The organism is Arthrobacter sp. AB6, from assembly GCF_031844545.1.
Lineage (GTDB): Bacteria > Actinomycetota > Actinomycetes > Actinomycetales > Micrococcaceae > Arthrobacter.
This window is the reverse complement of record NZ_JAUZVL010000001.1, coordinates 50,618-67,518: the sequence shown is the minus strand read 5'-3', so window position 1 is coordinate 67,518 and position 16,901 is coordinate 50,618. Positions and strand designations below refer to the sequence as shown.

15 protein-coding genes are annotated in these 16,901 nt (G+C 59.6%); 7 read left to right on the top strand and 8 right to left on the bottom strand.

Going from position 1 to position 16,901, the window contains the following annotated elements; translation table 11 throughout:
• Positions 1-160 precede the first annotated feature (160 nt).
• Complete coding sequence (locus Q9R30_RS00310; RefSeq protein ID WP_311216418.1) at positions 161-1,765, bottom strand: nucleotide sugar dehydrogenase; 1,605 nt, start codon at positions 1,763-1,765, stop codon at positions 161-163.
• 252 nt (positions 1,766-2,017) lie between these two features.
• Here Q9R30_RS00310 and gmd point away from each other — a divergent pair, with 252 nt between their 5' ends.
• Positions 2,018-3,028, top strand: coding sequence for a GDP-mannose 4,6-dehydratase (gene gmd / locus Q9R30_RS00305; protein WP_396136677.1), 1,011 nt, complete (start codon positions 2,018-2,020; stop codon positions 3,026-3,028).
• A gap of 61 nt (positions 3,029-3,089) precedes the next feature.
• Here gmd and Q9R30_RS00300 read toward each other — a convergent pair whose 3' ends face one another.
• On the bottom strand, positions 3,090-3,260 hold the full coding sequence (locus tag Q9R30_RS00300) for a hypothetical protein (protein WP_311216416.1): 171 nt from the start codon (positions 3,258-3,260) through the stop codon (positions 3,090-3,092).
• A 234-nt stretch (positions 3,261-3,494) separates the two neighbouring features.
• Here Q9R30_RS00300 and Q9R30_RS00295 point away from each other — a divergent pair, with 234 nt between their 5' ends.
• From Q9R30_RS00295 to Q9R30_RS00285, 3 genes are read left to right on the top strand one after another with little or no spacing between them, the layout of a single operon-like run.
• Positions 3,495-4,253 (top strand): glycosyltransferase family 4 protein, encoded by a 759-nt coding sequence (locus Q9R30_RS00295; protein ID WP_311216538.1) that lies wholly within the window; start codon positions 3,495-3,497, stop codon positions 4,251-4,253.
• Positions 4,250-5,371, top strand: a complete 1,122-nt coding sequence (locus tag Q9R30_RS00290; protein WP_311216415.1) for a DegT/DnrJ/EryC1/StrS family aminotransferase — start codon at positions 4,250-4,252, stop codon at positions 5,369-5,371. Before Q9R30_RS00295 ends, Q9R30_RS00290 begins: the two co-directional genes overlap by 4 nt.
• 49 nt (positions 5,372-5,420) lie before the next feature.
• Entirely contained in the window at positions 5,421-6,653 is a 1,233-nt protein-coding gene (locus Q9R30_RS00285; protein ID WP_311216414.1) for a hypothetical protein, read from the top strand.
• Between the two features lie 201 nt (positions 6,654-6,854).
• Here Q9R30_RS00285 and Q9R30_RS00280 read toward each other — a convergent pair whose 3' ends face one another.
• Positions 6,855-8,261 (bottom strand): hypothetical protein, encoded by a 1,407-nt coding sequence (locus Q9R30_RS00280; RefSeq protein ID WP_311216413.1) that lies wholly within the window; start codon positions 8,259-8,261, stop codon positions 6,855-6,857.
• Between the two features lie 543 nt (positions 8,262-8,804).
• Here Q9R30_RS00280 and Q9R30_RS00275 point away from each other — a divergent pair.
• Complete coding sequence (locus Q9R30_RS00275; RefSeq protein ID WP_311216412.1) at positions 8,805-10,103, top strand: hypothetical protein; 1,299 nt, start codon at positions 8,805-8,807, stop codon at positions 10,101-10,103.
• A 167-nt stretch (positions 10,104-10,270) separates the two neighbouring features.
• Here Q9R30_RS00275 and Q9R30_RS00270 read toward each other — a convergent pair whose 3' ends face one another.
• Positions 10,271-10,549: a hypothetical protein gene (locus tag Q9R30_RS00270; protein WP_311216411.1), complete on the bottom strand. Its 279-nt coding sequence runs from the start codon at positions 10,547-10,549 to the stop codon at positions 10,271-10,273.
• 54 nt (positions 10,550-10,603) lie between these two features.
• Complete coding sequence (locus tag Q9R30_RS00265; RefSeq protein ID WP_311216410.1) at positions 10,604-10,930, bottom strand: transposase; 327 nt, start codon at positions 10,928-10,930, stop codon at positions 10,604-10,606.
• Between the two features lie 467 nt (positions 10,931-11,397).
• Between Q9R30_RS00265 and Q9R30_RS00260 the strand changes: the two genes are divergently transcribed.
• On the top strand, positions 11,398-12,114 hold the full coding sequence (locus Q9R30_RS00260; RefSeq protein WP_311216409.1) for a hypothetical protein: 717 nt from the start codon (positions 11,398-11,400) through the stop codon (positions 12,112-12,114).
• Positions 12,111-12,341 carry a hypothetical protein gene (locus Q9R30_RS00255; protein ID WP_311216408.1) on the top strand — a complete coding sequence of 77 codons (231 nt, stop codon included), beginning with the start codon at positions 12,111-12,113 and terminating at the stop codon, positions 12,339-12,341. Before Q9R30_RS00260 ends, Q9R30_RS00255 begins: the two co-directional genes overlap by 4 nt.
• 371 nt (positions 12,342-12,712) lie before the next feature.
• Here the strand turns inward: Q9R30_RS00255 and Q9R30_RS00250 are convergent, their stop codons facing one another.
• From Q9R30_RS00250 to Q9R30_RS00240, 3 genes are all read right to left on the bottom strand, one after another.
• Entirely contained in the window at positions 12,713-13,315 is a 603-nt protein-coding gene (locus Q9R30_RS00250; RefSeq protein WP_311216407.1) for an LPXTG cell wall anchor domain-containing protein, read from the bottom strand.
• 186 nt (positions 13,316-13,501) lie between these two features.
• Entirely contained in the window at positions 13,502-15,400 is a 1,899-nt protein-coding gene (locus Q9R30_RS00245; RefSeq protein ID WP_311216406.1) for a DUF4012 domain-containing protein, read from the bottom strand.
• Between the two features lie 36 nt (positions 15,401-15,436).
• Positions 15,437-16,876, bottom strand: coding sequence for a sugar transferase (locus Q9R30_RS00240; protein WP_311216405.1), 1,440 nt, complete (start codon positions 16,874-16,876; stop codon positions 15,437-15,439).
• Between the last annotated feature and the right edge of the window lie 25 nt (positions 16,877-16,901).

The following is a 16,901-nucleotide window of genomic DNA, read 5'->3' as shown; positions in this document are numbered from 1 at the left end:
GGCCAGCCAAGTGCGCTTGGTCTTGGACGCGTAGCCTTTGTCCGCCTTCGTCTAATGATTTTCTGTCTGTGAAAACCACCTAGTTCCTCACGACGGTCGGCATGCGCGGCCGGGCGGCCGCGTTCCAGGCTGATCCTCAATGTAGGGACTCTCTTAGTGCTTACAAGCGGTAATTGTCTGCACCCTTAGTTACGCCACGGGTGTCAAAAAAGATTTTAGAGCGTGACGCCAGCGTGGGCACGTCGTAGTCAGAATGGTTTTGGAGAAGGACCACCATATCCGCTTCATCAACTGCCGAGTGTAGGTCCGGAGCTGTTTTGAGCGTTCCGAATGACACCCTCCATTCAGTCACCTTGGGGTCGTGGAAAGCGACGACCGCCCCACGACGGTCAAGGGTCTCTGCGACTGGAAGCGCAGGCGATTGCCGCTGGTCCGCGATATTAGGTTTGTATGTAATTCCCAAGAGTAGGATCCTCGAGCCGCGCAAAGGTAGTGACCGATCGTTCAAGAGCTCTTGGATGCGGTCTACGACGTAGCCGGGCATCGAATTGTTGATCTCTTCCGCCAATTCCACAAATCGAAATGGATAGCCCAATGACCTTCGTACCTCATAGCTGAGATAGTTCGGGTCAATCGGGATACAATGACCGCCCACGCCCGGTCCGGGATAGAAAGCTTCAAATCCAAAAGGTTTCGTCTTGGCCGCGTCAATGACATTCCATAGATCAATGCCCAGCTCATGGCAGAACTTAGACATCTCATTAACTAATGCGATATTAATATGGCGGTAAGTATTCTCCAGGAGCTTCGCGGTTTCCGCTTCCTTGGCGCCCTTGACCGGTACAACAGTATCCACAAAAAGACTGTAGAACTTGACGGCCAGTGTCGTCGATTGTGTGGATACACCTCCAACAACCTTCGGAGTGTTTTTTATACCAAAGCGCACGTTGCCGGGGTCAATACGCTCTGGTGAGAATGCCAAGTAGAAACCTTGGTCGAGTTCGCCACCATTCGACTCTAGGATCGCCCTGCACATGCCGTCTGTGGTGCCAGGGTAAGTCGTAGATTCCAGGATCACTAGCGTGCCAGGTGTAATGAAGTTGGAGATTGTCTGCATCGCAGAGGTTACTGCACCTAGATCTGGGCTGCCAGCTTCTCCCAAAGGCGTCGGCACGCAAACGACAACAACGTCTGCTTGAGCTATCACAGACGGATCAGTAGAGGCCACGTAGCCTAGGTTGACCATCATTTGAATGTCATCGTTGGAAAGGTCATCCACATGGGAGACGCCGCGGTTCAAGTTTTCGACGAGCGCATCATGTAGTTCCAGGCCTGTGACGCGGAGGCCTGCCGCTACAGCTTCCTTAGCGAGGGGCAGCCCAACATAGCCTTGCCCAATAACAACAACATTTTTCACGCTTATTCCGTCCTGATCATCAGCATCCAGCAGAGACCGCTTGTATTCGCAATTCCCTTCGCCCCCGCAGAACGGGGGAAGTGAGCGTGGCGAACTACTGTCCATAAGATTGCTTTTCGGCAGAGTTAAACTACCTGCCAACACTGTTACTTTATTGCCTAATGCGAGCTTCAAGCCGAAGGACACGCAGTCTCGTCCGACACAGCGCGCGCACAAGCTAACGAGGTGCCAGTCAGCCTTTACGGCCGCTCGCCAACGCGGTCCGCTATCACTTGGGCGGCGGCCGATCCGGCGCTTGCGGGAGCGTTCTGTCTGCCAAAATCCAGAACTCAGATCGGTGCGTGTCACAGAATTTGTATAAGAGAACTAGGTATGCGCTAAGCCGCTTTGGCAGACAATTCCATCGGCAGAGGAAATGAACACGGGGTCCGACTGCAGCTATCTTCACGAAAACTGCTACTGATCCGTTCAGCGGGCTTCCGTTTGTACATATAGATGCGGTTGACGCCGTTGGAAGGGTTTAAGATCTTCAACTATGCTCGATCCTGATCAACCGAGGAACCCCGGATCGGCGAACACTGGGGTCAGATGAGGGGAACCGTGAAAACAGCACTAGTGACTGGCGTAACAGGCCAGGACGGGAGCTATCTCGTAGAGCTCCTACTTAGCAAAGGATATGAAGTCCACGGTACCAAACGGCGCTCATCCTCGTTCAATACATCCCGGTTAGAGGACATCAGCCGAGAGCTGGGTCACCGACCGGACAATCTTGTGCTGCATTACGCTGATCTTGCCGACTCAGCCTCTATCACGAACCTCGTCCGTGACATCCGCCCCGATGAGATATATAACCTTGGGGCACAAAGTCATGTCGCCGTCTCTTTCGCTGTGCCGGAGTACACCGCCGATGTGACAGGCGTATCTACCATCAGGCTCCTGGAAGCCATTCGGGCCAGTGGTGTTCCTACGCGCTTCTATCAGGCGTCTTCCTCGGAGATGTTTGGCTCGACACCTCCTCCCCAAAATGAGTCGACGCCCTTTCACCCCCGCAGCCCATATGGCGTCGCCAAGGTTTACAGCTACTGGGCGACGGTGAACTACCGCGAAGCTTATGGTATTCATGCCTCGAACGGGATTTTGTTTAATCACGAGAGCCACAGGCGCGGCGAAACATTTGTGACACGGAAGATCAGTAGGGCTGTGGCTCGGATTGCGGAGGGTTTCCAGTCGGAACTTGTCCTCGGCAATTTGGACGCAGTCCGAGACTGGGGTTACGCGCCGGAATACGTCGAAGCGATGTGGCTCATGCTCCAGCAGGAAACGGCAGATGACTACGTGATTGCCACCGGTGAAGCCCATTCCGTGAGAGAATTCGCGCAAGCCGCATTTGCCAGGGTCAATCTCGACTGGGAGAAGTTCGTGCGAACGGATGCAAGGTACGAGCGGCCCAGCGAAGTAGACGCGCTGATCGGTGATGCTTCAAAAGCTCGACGAGTGCTTGGGTGGAAACCTCAAACGAGCTTTGTTGAACTGGTTAACCGGATGGTTGATGAGGACGTACAGAGCGTCCGCGACGAAAAGGCCGGGAAACTTGTTCGCATCGACATTTAGGCGTTTCCGCTTGATGGCGGCGACACGGAACCAACCGAGACGCGCAAACTACACGGTTGACCTAACCTCCATTGCCCCTGGGGCCACCGGAGGTGTCGAAGCGGTTGCCGTCGGCGTCGTCACGGGACTCATTGAGCTCGGGGTTCACCCACGTTGCTTGATCGGCCACGGCACCGGGGAAGCGTGGAGGAATAAGCTCAACGCGTCCTTTCCGGAACTCGAAGAAGTCCATGTTGCCTTAGGGCCTGGCAGCCGTTGGCAGTCGGCACTGAGGGGAGTGCTTCCGAGCTATCTGAAGACGTCGAAGGCCGTAGGTGTGGTGAGGACGCTTAGGAGTAGAGCAATTACTCGAGCGGCCGGTCCAGCTACGACATGGTTCCCATTTCATCGGTCCGTAGCCCGCGCGGAGTCAAGCGTAGTGACAGTGCATGATCTCCGGGTATTTGAACCGAAACTCGCGTCTGTGATGGATCAGGAAATCATTGCCTCGAACATCACCCGGGCCGCCGCTATCGTCTGCAGTTGGGCTCACCCCTACCGGCATCTGATTCGATTGTTCCCGCAGGCGGCATCTAAAACATTCTTAGTTCCGTTGCCTGTGCTTAACCCCGGGTCCACTACTCCCCGGTCGCTGCCACACGGTGAGCCCATAAGGCTTTTTTACCCCGCTTCGGTAACGCCCCACAAAAATCACGAAGTTATCATCCGGATGCTCGCCAAGCGCCCAAACATGCGCTTGATCTGCACCGGTGCTCACGTTCAGCAACATCTGGCTTCGTTGATGAAACTTGCCGAGCAGCTTGGGGTTTCTGAGCGCGTCGAGTGGCGGGGATACGTCACGGCGGACGAGCTCGAACAGGAGTACGTTCGCGCTCACATACTGGTGATGCCAAGCCGCTGGGAAGCCGCGAGCGGCCCCATATTTGAGGCGGTAGTGCGGGAGCTACCTTTCGTAGCCAGCGATATCGAGCCGATATCTGCCCAGATGGATCTGCTGGACGTTGATATGCCCACTTTCCAGTGGGACGACCCGGAGGATGCCGCGCAGGCCGTGGACCGAGTAATAGAGTCGTACGAAATGTACCAGTCGAAATTGGCGATTGCGGCGCATGGCGTCCGGTCCCGAACTTGGAAAGACACCGCCCGGGATTATCTTGAGGTTTTCCACTGGGTATCAGGCAAAGGCGCCAAGCCCACTCATCTCCAAGATGTCGGGACGCCATGATTCCGATCTCGGAGCCCGACCTCGGGCCTCTCGAACGGCGTTATCTCTTGGACGCTTTTGACAGCGGCTGGATCTCGTCCCTGGGCCCATACATTGAACGGTCGGAGACTGCATTGCGGGCAGTGGCAGGAGCCAGACATGCAGCCGTTGTTAGCAATGGGACCACCGCTCTGCACCTTGCGCTTCTTGCCCTGAACGTCGGTCCGGGGGACGAGGTCATAGTGCCGGCAACAACGTATGTGGCTACCCTGAATGCCGTGCTGTACGTTGGCGCGACGCCCGTCATTGTCGACGTGAAGACGGATACGTGGTGTATCGACCCTCTGGCGGTTGAAGCGGCTATCAGCGACCGGTCGCGGGCCATAATAGCGGTCGACCTATACGGTCACCCTGCCGACTATGATGCGTTGGCTGTCATCGGTACCCGACACGGAATCGCAATAGTTGCTGATGCCGCAGAGTCCCTTGGCGGAAGTCTGAGTGGAAGGCCTGTTGGTTCCCTTGCGGATATCTCGACGTTTTCGTTTTTTGGAAATAAGGTCGTGACGTGCGGGGAAGGCGGAGCCATCACGACCAACGATCCGGAAATAGATCGTAAGATCCGTCAACTGCGAAATCAAGGCAACCACCCGGATGTTCGGTACTATCACGAAGTGCTCGGGTACAACTACCGAATGACCAATCTTTCTGCTGCGATCTTAACCGCGCAATTGGAGAGAGTATCTGACCTCATTGCTAGTCGGAAGCGGGTCATCGGATGGTACTCGCATTTGCTGGAAAACAGATCAGACATCGTGCCGCAAGGCTCTTCTTCGCGTGCCCAGGCCAGTCCTTGGATGTTTTCACTAGAATTGGCTGGGGCAACCGAACCCCTTCGAGACACTGTGATCCTTCGGATGCGCGGGGCTGGAGTTGAAACGCGCCCGGTCTTCCGGGCCCTTCAGCAGATGCCCTATCTCCTTGGGGCGCAGGGCATTGAGACACCGAACGCGACCCGGCTAGCCCGCTGTGGCATAAGCTTGCCGACATACCCAGGGCTGGATCGTTCTGGCGTCGAACACGTGGTTGAGTCGCTTATCTCAGCAGTGGATGCGGTTCATCAGCTTGGTCACGCGTGATTCGCTGCATGATACGGATACGCCGCTGTAGGTCGTTGAGTTGATGCGCATGTCCAGGATATTGAGAAGCGCTGTGGCGCTGATGTCGAGTCGCCGGGCGTACCTTGCCTTGGCAGTGGACGGCCTTTTCAGCGTGTCCAGCCTGTTGCTGGCCATAGCAATAGCACGCTCCTCGAGTGTCGAGGAATTCGGCGCTTTTGGATTAGCGACGGTCCTATACCTCTTTTCAATGGGCCTAATCCGGGCTGCGGTTACCGAGACGACACTGTCCCTCGGGCCATCGAAGGTAGACCTTCACAACGGCTTCCAGCGAGCAATACTGATTTCTCTAGTTATCGGCGGTGTTCTCATAATAGGGGGGCTGATAACAGGAATGAACTTCGTGCTGGTAGTAGGGATCAGCACTCCAGGGTTAGCAGCCTTGGATTACATCCGCGTCACCCACTCAGCGATGTACCGGCCCATGGCTGCACTTTGGCTGGGGCTGGCATGGACAATAAGTGTCTTTGCAATCGGCGTCACCGCACTCCTCGTTCGGGTTGAGCCATTGACTGTCTTCGCCGTATGGAGCGGTTCGGGCGCGGTCATCGGGCTTGTGGCTTGGGCGTTGGGGCGCTTTCCGCTGCGACCGCTATGGCGGAGAAACGAACGCGACACGCGCGCCGCTGCCTGGTTTTCCGTCGATTACTTAGCAGGAAGCGGCGGTTCACTTGTGTCGACTGGCCTGCTGGGTGCTGTTCTGGGCGCGTCCGTTGTCGCCGCGTTGCGGGGCGCCGGGACGGTTCTAGGCCCGATGAACCTCTTGTCTACTACAGCGCGATCGCTGGCGCTTCCTTATCTCACGAGGGCCAGGTTGAGGGGCGCTGCTCACGAAGTGCGCTCAGCTGCTTTGATTACGAGCGCTCTCATGCTGGCCGTGTTGCCTTTAGCGGCTATTCTCCTACTCATTCCCGACGCTTTCGGGGCGGAATTGTTGGGAGAAAGCTGGGAGGTTGTAGCACCAGTCCTGGCGCCGTTGGCGATAGAGTCGGCTGCGGCGCTCGCTGGCAGCGTGGCGTCGGCGGGACACAGGTCAAAACTCGCCGGTGCACGCGCTCTCACTTTGCGCTTGACCGTTGGAATAGTCCGACCAGTCGCGGTTGTAGCCGCCGGTACAGCGGCTGGCGCCGTCGGAGCTGCCTGGATGATGGCTGCTATTTCTGTCTTAAACGTCGTTCTGTGGTGGGCAAGTTATTGGCAGCTGATGAAAAGTGATGAAAAGGCGACCGCCCGCGTGTCTTGAAATGCTTTGTTGGCTTCCGTCTGCAGCGGCCCGGTCCCACGCGGCCCAAAAGGTCCGCCCGGTTCACTTGCTGCTCGTCCTGAGAGCCATGCCGCCTGCCTCTGGAGCGTTGTCTGTTAGTCAGCACGTGCCGAGCTGCCAGCCCGCTCGAGAAGGCCGTCGCGGCGGCTAAGTTAGCAATGAGTACTTCGCCGGTTTTTGCTATTTGGCCGCCCAGCCTGTGGCGGAGGTTCCGGATTCCTTGACATAGAACGAAGTCCCCGGTCCTCCGTCAGTGCGCATCCAAGTAGATCCGATCACGGCCGAGACTGATCCTTCCGGCGAGCCTGCGCCTTGCAACGTTTGTGGGTAGTTCCTGCTCCCAATGATGGTGGAACTTCGAGGCAGGAGTGCCTTCGTAGTGGCCGAGGTCGGTGTTGGGTTGCAGTTAATGAGCGTCACGTTAGCCCCGCTCGGAGCTATGTTGAACTCGTAAGCTGCTGGCGCCATGGATGATCCCCGCCTTCCGCAGCCAACGAAGGTCAGGTTGCGAGGTGCCAGCCCTGCGCTGTTTGCGCTGAATCTGAATAGGTCAGACGAGTAGGGAACTGTTGCATCCTCGTCCGTAGCATTGACCAGCGTCCAGTTGAAAGCGCCTGCGGCATGGATCATACCGCCCGGGTTCTGTTCCCCGAGCAGGTTGATGAATGTCCAATCGGTAAGGAACGTTTGCGGCAGCGTGGACTCGAAGGAGAAGAAAGGCGAACTGGTGCAGTTGTAGCCGTTAATGCGGACCTGCTTGAACAGATTGAAATTGGCCGCGCCGCCGGAATTGTGCACTTGGAAGGCCGGAACAGTAGCCGCAGTCACGCGCTGCATTTCGACGTCTTCGAATGTATTGTGTATGAAGGATGCAGCGTTGTCCTGCCACCAGATTCTTCGACCGGGATGCTGCTGATTGATGAACATGTTGCGGAACGTCGAGGCGTGCAACCCGCCCGTCGGGCCGGGGGCGAAGATGTCTGAGCCCCCCGCCCCCACATTCAGGAACATGGAGCTCAGGTCTACACCGCTAGTTTCGGTGTTCCACGTGAACATGGGTCGCGAGGATGAGGCAGATATCGTCAATCTCGTCTTGAGGCGACCGGCGCCGGATACTTTCATGTTGGTCACAAGCGGTAAGCACCCCGCAGTGGGACCAGTCGTGTTCCAGTAGCCGGCGGGGAGCCTGATTTCCGGGTTCGCTGCGTCGCAAGCCGCAGCCCACATCTGAGATAGCGCCGCCGTGTTATCTGACGAGGCGACGGGTGCCACGGCGCCGAACTGGTAGGGCGTCAAAGGTGCCTCGCGTACCTGTACGAAGCTGGACGATAGGTCCGGGATCTGGGAGGACGGGATTTTCGAGGACGTGTCCAGTGTTGCTACGCCTGCCGGCGCGCCCTTTTCAGCTAGCGGGACATAGGCGGTGGCCGGATTTTTGTCTCCGGGCGCAGCCTGGGCCCCACCAGCGGAGGTGACTGCCGATGCTCCAGTGAAGGCCGTGATCAGGGTTCCCAAACGAAGAAGCCCGCGTCGCCTGAAACTTTTCTCTGCCGCCGGAACGCTTTGCTTCCCGTTGGTACTGGTCATGGCCGCTACCGAGCCTTCCTGAACTCATTTGGGTGCCGTGACTAGAAGTTAGATTTCATGCTGGTGTGAAACCACAGTGGAAGATACTCGTTTTTGGTGGAGGATTTGCTTGCCAAGCCTCGGTAATACTCGAATGACCGGGAGCCAACACTCGTAGGGGAAAATCCGCGCTCAGTGCAGAATCGGCTCGAGGTGGTTAGCATCGGCTAGCTCCGAAAACCAAGCCCCGTCCCGCCTCCGACTTATGGAAAGCTGCCTGTAAGCTACAGGGAGCTTTTGTCAACAGCCCGGGGGACTCATGGTAATCACGCGTACGGCAACGAAGGTGCGGGTAGCGGAGCGTATCCAGATTGTTGATCCCTACAGGTTCGGTGCGACCCTGATGGTGCTTGCGGGCGTAGCGATCGTCGTCGTTTCGTACGTCCTACACCGGGGTGTCGAGCTGCGTATGCGTGGATTCTGGTTCCGCATCTTTGACAGGACGCTCGGGCGTCTGACGGACATAGCGGAGCGCTTTTTTCCCCATCGCGGTCGGGCCGTCAGTTGACGAGTTTCACGGCCACGGTCAACACTGCGCCCAAGCGCTTCCCACTTTTTCTGGTAGGGGTGCTTACGGCAGCGGCGTTCGGCCCCTACGTGACAGGGAATATCCGCACGGAACAACTCGCCGTTTACGGGGCTGCGGCGGTACTTCTACCCTTTACTGTCGCGTTCACCCGCCCTTACATCCCAGTCATCCTGCCCTGGTCAGGACTCATCCTCGCCTCGGTGATGGGGCTCATTCCTCCGACGGCGCACAGCAGCAACTATCCGCCCGCCAACATGCTCAGCAGCATTGACAACTTATTCCTTCCTCTTGTCGTGATGCTGCTGGTGTGGTCCGTTGTCCCGGTGTCGATGGCGGCACGGGCTTTGCATCTCGCCGCCGCCGCCGTCGCGGTTGGCGCGGCGTTGAACGGGGTGTTGGGGATCATTGGAACACGTATGGACCTCAGCGGCTACCTCAGGATCTTCTGGGGTGGTGGCGGGGGCGAGGGAGAGACCACGGCGGAGCGTGCCGCGGAGCTTGGCCGGTTATCGGGGATCTTCAACCAACCTGCGGAGGCTGGCGTCGTCTACGGCATGGCCGGGATACTGGCCGTCTGGAGGTTCCGGCGTAGACCGAAAATGATGGTGCTCATACTGACGCTGATCTGTATTGGAGGTCTACTATGTGTTAGTAAAGTTTTCATCTTCGGCGGCCTGCCCTTGATCCTCGGCTACGTTTGGGTGTCCCGCACAGGGGCAAGGAAGCTGTGGGCATTGTTCAGTGCGGCAGTGGCCGCTGCCGGTGTGGCCCAGTCCGGGTTCCTGCAACAGTGGACTGGCTTTAATTACCTTGCCCGACTGTTCGTCCCGGCCGAAAATCAAGGGCTCGTTGAGTTCTACAGCGCCGGACGGTGGAACGCAGAAGCGGCAATGCTGGATGTGTTTGAAGCGGTATTCAGGACCAGGGCGCTGCTCGGGTTCGGCCTCGGGGGTTTGGGTGTCTCCTACGACAGCGCCTGGACTGAAGCTGTGGTCCTTGCCGGGGTGGCGGGTCTTGTCCTTTTGGCTTTCGTATACCTTGGCTTATGGTGGATGGCGCGGCGGATCGAGGATGCCGGGGTCCGGATGCTGGGAATCTTCATTACCCTTTTCCTTGCCGGGGCGTCTTTGGGTATCCCGTCGCTCACCGTGAATCGGGCATCGACGATCGTTTGGGTGGTGCTTGCCCTCTTGGGCCTGATGGCTAAACAAGCAAGGACGGAGCGGCCAAGTGACCACGCCGCTTCTCCCGCTAAGTGTCGCCGAGAATCATGAACGGCATGGGAGCTTTCATCTGTTCGGTGTGCATGTGGCAGATGATGGGTGCGCCCTAATAGGGGGCAGTCAGGTGGTGGCCCGTCGAGGGTCCGGATGGTATCCGACAGGAGGCCGGCGGCGCTACCCATCGCGTTGACTGACTCGAAAATGGATGGTGAGTGGGTTCAAGTTGCCGGTGCGGTTTGATGAACGGGGTCGAAGCAGACGGTGAGGCCGAGTGCGTTGGCTTGTATGGTGATGCGGCGCATGTCTTGGGTGGGCTCGGGCCTAGGGAAGTGGTCGGCTCCGAGTTCGTGGGAGTCGCGGTTGTTCACGAAGCTGTGCCAGATCGCTGTGAGCAGAGAATGTTCGATCGCGACGATGGCTCGTTGTTTGCCTCGTCTGGCAGCGAGGCGGTAGTAGCGTTCGCGGAGGTAGCTGTTTTTGCTCCGGGCCGCGCCCATGGCGGCGTTCCCCAGGGCAGCTCCGAGTGCTTTGTTGCCGTTTCGACGGCATCCTTACTTTTTGATCCCGCCCGATTCGTGGCTGCCAGGGCATACTCCGACCCACGAGGCCAGGTGCCCAGCGGTCCGGAACCTGGTCATGTCACCGCCGGTCTCGGCGATGATTACCGCAGCGCCTTTGCGGTCGATACCCGGGATGGGCGCCAGGTACGCGACGGTGTCAGCGAACGGGGCGAGTTCGGTATCTATCCGTGCGGTCACCTCCTCGATGACGGCGCTCAGTTCATCGATCCGGCACAGGATGATTGCGCAGAGGAACGAATGGTGGTCGTTGAAACTGCCGGTCAGCGCCTCGACCAGCGCATCGTGTTTGAGGCGCAACTTCTGTTTAGCCAGACCAGCAAGGATCTGTGGATCCCGTTCACCGTCGATGAGGCCTGCATCATCGCGCGACCGGACACCCCGAGGATGTCGGTCATTGAAAACCTCCGCGTGGCCCGATTCGTTGCCTCAGATGAAAACCTCCGCTTAGCGGCGTGGTTCTCCTCACCTGCGGCGGATGGGGGCTATGCCCGTTTTCATGGAGCTAACGATGGCCCAGCGGCAAGCTGTGACGGAGAAGAAAGCCCTCGCTTACAAGAGCGCCGATCGTGCAGGGAAGTCCCGCATCTTGAACGAGCTGGTCGAACTGACCGGTTGGCATCGTGACTACGCCAGGGCGGCCCGGGGGAGGCCTTGGTCCTGAAGACCGTCAGACCCAGACCGGGCCGGACGCCGGTCTACGGACCGGATCTGCTGGATCCGCTGATTAGGTGTTGGGCGGTGCTGCCGGCAGATTGCTGGCTCCTATGCTGACACCCCCCATCGAACGCACCAGAAGCCTTCAACGCGTCCATGCTGCCGGCCTCGGCGGCACGACGGGCCAGATCCTCCGCGAGCTCTTCACGGGGTTTTGTCATAGCCACAATGATTCTCCAATCATCCAGCGACTACAGCCCTCCTACACAAACAATCTGACACCCCCGCCGCTGCTGCGCCGCGACAATGAACGTGACACCGATGCCCAGGCGGACCTGCTGATGCGGATGAGCACGGCAACGATCGACCGGAAACTCGCCGGCCAACGGGCCAACGGCCAAGCTGACCCTGCGGGGACAGTCCCACACCAAGCCCGGCACGCTCCTGAAATCCCAGATCCGGTCCGGACCTGGGCCGGATGGGACGACGCCGTCCCCGGTTTCGTGGAGATCGATCTGGTCGGACACGAAGGCGGCAACAACTTCGGGGAATTCTGCTTCACCCTCACAGTGACCGACATTGCCACCGGCTGGACGGTGAACAGGTCCGAACGGAACAAAGCCGTCGAATGGGTGTTCGAGGCTCTCGAGCACGTCACCGCGGTGTTCCCCTCTCCGATCATCGGCATCGATTCGGACAACGGCTCCGAGATCATTAAAGACCACCTGCTGGCCTACTGCCACGCGCACAGATCACCTTCACCCGCTCACGGCCGAGCAACAAGAACGACGGCGCCCACGTGGAGCAGAAGAACTGGGCGCGGGTGAGGGAACTGGTCGGCTACCTCCGCTACGACACCGCCGCGGAACTGGAGAAACTCAACGAGATCTGGGAGCTGGACCGGGTCTTCACCAACTACCTCCTACCCCAGCAAAAACTCCTGGAGAAACACCGGCACGGCGCGAAAGTGACCAAAAAACACGACGCACCCGCGACCCCGCACCAGCGCGCGATCCGCCACCCAACCATGCGCAAACGCCCATCATCGGCATGAACGCCGCGTTCAAGCGCATCAGACCCGCAGCACTCTCACGACAGATCCTGGCACTAACAGCCCAACTGGAAACCCTCTCCCCGGCAAAACAGCCCGCCGCCGTCAAAACCGTCAACAGGGCCTGGAAAGACTGACCCTCCCGGAGGTTTTTCAACGAGGTAACGAAGCAGTCACCCGGAGGTTTTCAAATGAGGCAACGAAGCACATTTCCCGAAGGTATTGCAATGAGGCAACAGCCCATGACACCGGTTGTGGCAAGGAAGTGAGCACCGCCCGGTTTGGTCAACGTCGAGCGAATGACCGTACCAGTGTTTACTCTGCGGCACACTGCGATCGTCAGCCAATTCGATTCGATCTGCTTTACATGCCGCCTACGCAGTTACGCCAGCGCGGCGCTTCGCCGCAACCACACTGCCCGCACCGAAAACAAGGGCGCCCAGGCCGGCTGCTCCCCAGATCAGCATGCCGGAGCTTAGCCCGGTGTTGGCCAAGGGGACACCGCCGGTCTTGGCAAGAGCTACTTCATTGGTAACCGCGTGAACAACAACCTGTGAAGTGACTACGTGGCCGGACTGGAGGCCGGTAGCTTCCAGGGTGTAGAGGCCGATCTCATCCAAGTCGAAGGGGTGGGAGAAGTTCCCGGCGGCATCCGCCGTGGTGGTCGCGCTGGCAACCTTTTCCAGGGGCAGGATCATGCCTGCAGGGGAAGCGGCGGAAGGGCCGCCCGCCGTCCCGGCAGCTCCGGCGGCGGAAGGCTCCGCATCTTCACGGGAAACTTCCATTGCGATGGGTTCGCCTGGGTTGAAGCCGGTTCCGCTGAAGATGAAGGACTCGCCGGGAGCTACAGTACCGTCGCTGACGGTTCCCGTTACCGGCGCGGACGGGTAGTCCGTGTCATGGTTTGCCTGTGCCCCTCCTGCGCCAAGGAATGCGAGTGAGCCGGCGAGGGCCAGGGCGGAAACGGTCTTCTTCATGTCTGATTCCCCAAAATCATGTGTGTATCGAATTAGCAGGCCCCCACAGGATTTTCGCGCGCGTAGATAGCCGTGAAGCGCCGTTGGGATTAGTAACAATCTTAACAGGGCAGTCCGAGGGAAACCGCAGGAACAACCCAGTTTTCCGGCAGGCTACCCAAAGGATTCACCGGGATCGCAGGACCGCTAATGGGCCGGGCATGTTTCCGCCCTTACCGGAGGCCGGACCACATCCTCCAGGGGCTGGATGGTCGGCGTGACATTGAGATCAAGATCACTTTGCGCGGTCACCCGGGAAAAATCGATCTCCACGGTCTCAGTTTCACCCGGCCCGATTTCAGCCGTAAGAACAGCAACCGGCCTCTGGTCCTGGCGGAACGAGGACAGCTGCGCAGCGCCGCCGCCAGCCCTGGCTTTCTCCAGGAGGGATCTGCCAGGACCATACGCGATGACGTTGGTCCGTACGCGCCCGGCCTCTACCCCGAAGACGCCCTGGCCGGTGACATATTTCGGCAGCGACCCGGCGGCATCGGCAGGGGCAGTGTTCGTTAAGGTGACGCGCAGCGTAACGGCCGATCCGCCGTCGGGCATGCATGCCTGTACCAGCTGCGCCGTCCGCCGCACGTAGTAGTCCATCTTTGCGCCGGTGCTGTCGTTGAAATACAGGCCAAAGGAGGCCCGTTCCTGCGCGGACCCGGCAATCATGCCGGACACCGCGGTTGTGCTGATGGCCCGCTGTTCGTCAGGCCGCGCGGACCAGACGTACAGCCGGTTCTGTTCCGAGCTCCGGACCAGTTCCTCGACCAGCCTCTTGCCATCGCCCTGACCATCGGCAACGGCGGTGAACACTTCGCTGGCCATGCGGGCGAAGTAGTCGTCCTGCAATCCGGGGTCCGGCAAGGCGGCATAGGAATCGGACAGGAGCGTTTTCACCGCGTTGTCTGCCGTCAGAGTGGCGGGAAGCCCTGTGGGCTTCACCATCGCCAGCATCGCGGGGTCCTTCAAGGCAACAGGGCCCGTGGCGCGCAGTACATTTGCCAGCACCAAGGGATCCAGGGCAATGACTCCGTCAATTTTGGCGCCCGGGTTTCTCCTTTCCCACATGCTGCTTGCAGTGGACGCTGCGGTGGGAAAATCCGGGGTCAGGTTAACGTTCTGCAACTGGGTTCCCATCCGGGTTGTGAAGATCCGCTCCTGGTCCTCAGGGACGTCCAGGGGCGGATCAAAGACACCGACATCGCCCGCGCTTGCCTGGCCGGCGAGCTTAATGATGCCCCTGTCAGCACTGATGACGGCCACGGCGCCGGGAATACCGCCGGTGGCCCGCACCTCGGCACTGTTCTGAATGAGGATGAGGTAATTCCGCGGCCCGTCCATGCCCAGCATGGGCGGCAGGACTTTGGCGGTAGCAGCGGCGGCGTTGAGTGCGCCGCGGGCTTCATTAAGGGGCGTTATTGCTTCGCCGAGGGGACCGGCGATCTGGGGCAGGAGTGCCGATTGGTCGATGGCCGCCAGCCGTTCGTAGGAGAGCTGGACTGTCCTCGCGGCTGTCCCGAGTGTGGGGGAGGCGTCACGAAGGGCTGCAGCGTCGATCTTCCCACCTTTCGGCGCCAGGTCCTCCCACGCGATCGAACCGAACGTGCCGACCAGAGGCGTAACAGCTCCCTGGACGACGTCGTCCGCGGACTGGGCAACAGCGGTCACCGCTGAGAAATTGGCACCAAGCTGGGGGACCGACGACGCTGCCTTCCAGAGCGGGTCGGTTCCGGCTTCGCGGGCTGCTGTTGAGTGATCCTGCAGTTCTTCGAGGACGGCTTTTCCGCCTTCCACGTCACCGGCCAGGAGTTTTTGTTCGACGGCGGGAAGCAGGACAGCGGTCGCCTCAAGATGGGTTTTGACCTGGTCCGCGCGGTGGGCGAGCCAGGCCGCGCAGGCCCCGCCCGTCAAAGCAAGGATGCCTATTGCGACTGCCAGCCGGACCAGCCGTCTGCGGAGCCTTCGCCGGGCGTGGCTCCGACTTTTCTTCCGGACCTTGACGGGCTGGCCCGGGTGCTGCTGTGCCTCGGCGGTTTCGATTCCTGTCACGCAGCAACCCTTTCGTGTTGCGGGCGGGCGCCGCGGCTAATAGGCGCCATGTCGGCTTACCACGGCGCGGAAGGTTCGCAGCAGGATGGAGATATCGCCGGACACGGACCAGTTTTCCACGTAGTAAAGGTCCAGGCGCACCGTGTCCTCCCATGACAGCAGGGAGCGCCCGCTCACCTGCCACAGCCCGGTAAGTCCGGGCCGCACCAGCAGGCGCCTGTGCACATGGTTCTCGTACTGCTCAACCTCGGAGGGCAGCGGGGGGCGTGGTCCCACAAGGCTCATGGAGCCGCTGAGGACGTTGAACAGCTGGGGAAGTTCATCCAGGCTGTAGCGGCGGATGAACCGGCCCACCCTGGTGACCCGCGGATCATCCTTGATCTTGAACAATACCCCGCTGCCTTGGTTCATGAGCCGGAGTTCGCGCAGCTGCTTCTCGGCGTCCACCACCATGGAACGGAACTTGAGCATGTGGAACCTCGTCCCCTGGGTTCCCACCCGCTCCTGCCGGAAAAGTACGGGCCCGGGACTGTCAAGGCGGATCACGAGGGCAAGCGCCAGGAGCAAAGGGGAGAAGGCCAGTATGAGTGATCCTGCTCCCGCCACATCGAAAGCGCGCTTCACAAACCGCTGGGCGGGCGCCAGGTTAGGGGTGGAAACGTGGATGAGCGGCAGGCCCGCAACCGGCTGCGTGTGGATCCGCGGACCTGCAACATCCGTCAAGGCAGGAGCCATGATCATGCGGACATCCATGTCGGCCAGCGCCCAGCCCAGGGCACGGATAGCCCGGGGCTGAAGGTTGACACCGCCGGACAGGGCCACCGCGTCGGGCTTGAACTCCTTGATGGTGATGGCAATGCTTTCCGGGTCCGTCGCATGGCCGAGTGTGGGAAGGTTCAAATCCGCGGCAACAGTTGTTCCCTCCGGACTGCCCGGCAGGTACGTGGCGGCAGGAACATAACCGGCCATGGGGTGAAGGGACAGGGACCGGGCAAGGTGCTCGGCGCTGCCGGGGCCACCAATGATGAGCACCCTGGACATGCTCTTTCCGGCATGGCGATCAAGCTGCAGGAACTGGCGGATCAGGAACCGGGACAGCAGCAGGATACCCAGCCCGGCAGGGAGCGCGATGCCGACATAACCGCGTGCTGTGTCGAACTGGAAGGTGTAGGAGACAATGGCGATTATTCCGAACAGCCATAGCGAGGAACTGACTACCCTTTTGTATTCCTCGGTCCCGTGTCCCAGAATGCGTGAATCCCTGGTGCCCCAGGCAGAAAGCATGAGCCACCAGCTGCAGGCCAGGACGAGGGAAATTGAAATATAGGGCATTCCTTCTTTGCTGATGATGCTGCCGCTGTCCGGGCTGCCGAACCGAAAGACAAGAGCGCCCAGCGTAGCCCAAAGTACCGCGGCGGCATCCGTCACGGCCAGCCGCCGTGCATAACGCGACTGCCAATTAGGGTCTTCACGCATGGCCATAAGCACCTTTCGGCAGGAA

What these genes read in the sequence shown, in the direction of transcription:
- Q9R30_RS00250 (WP_311216407.1), bottom strand. Translation starts at nt 13,315, where the DNA reads ATGAAGAAGACCGTTTCCGCCCTGGCCCTCGCCGGCTCACTCGCATTC.
- Q9R30_RS00295 (WP_311216538.1), top strand. Translation starts at nt 3,495, where the DNA reads ATGGATCAGGAAATCATTGCCTCGAACATCACCCGGGCCGCCGCTATC.
- Q9R30_RS00240 (WP_311216405.1), bottom strand. Translation starts at nt 16,876, where the DNA reads ATGCGTGAAGACCCTAATTGGCAGTCGCGTTATGCACGGCGGCTGGCC.
- Q9R30_RS00280 (WP_311216413.1), bottom strand. Translation starts at nt 8,261, where the DNA reads ATGACCAGTACCAACGGGAAGCAAAGCGTTCCGGCGGCAGAGAAAAGT.
- Q9R30_RS00285 (WP_311216414.1), top strand. Translation starts at nt 5,421, where the DNA reads ATGTCCAGGATATTGAGAAGCGCTGTGGCGCTGATGTCGAGTCGCCGG.
- Q9R30_RS00300 (WP_311216416.1), bottom strand. Translation starts at nt 3,260, where the DNA reads ATGGACTTCTTCGAGTTCCGGAAAGGACGCGTTGAGCTTATTCCTCCA.
- Q9R30_RS00290 (WP_311216415.1), top strand. Translation starts at nt 4,250, where the DNA reads ATGATTCCGATCTCGGAGCCCGACCTCGGGCCTCTCGAACGGCGTTAT.
- Q9R30_RS00260 (WP_311216409.1), top strand. Translation starts at nt 11,398, where the DNA reads ATGCTGACACCCCCCATCGAACGCACCAGAAGCCTTCAACGCGTCCAT.
- Q9R30_RS00270 (WP_311216411.1), bottom strand. Translation starts at nt 10,549, where the DNA reads ATGGGCGCGGCCCGGAGCAAAAACAGCTACCTCCGCGAACGCTACTAC.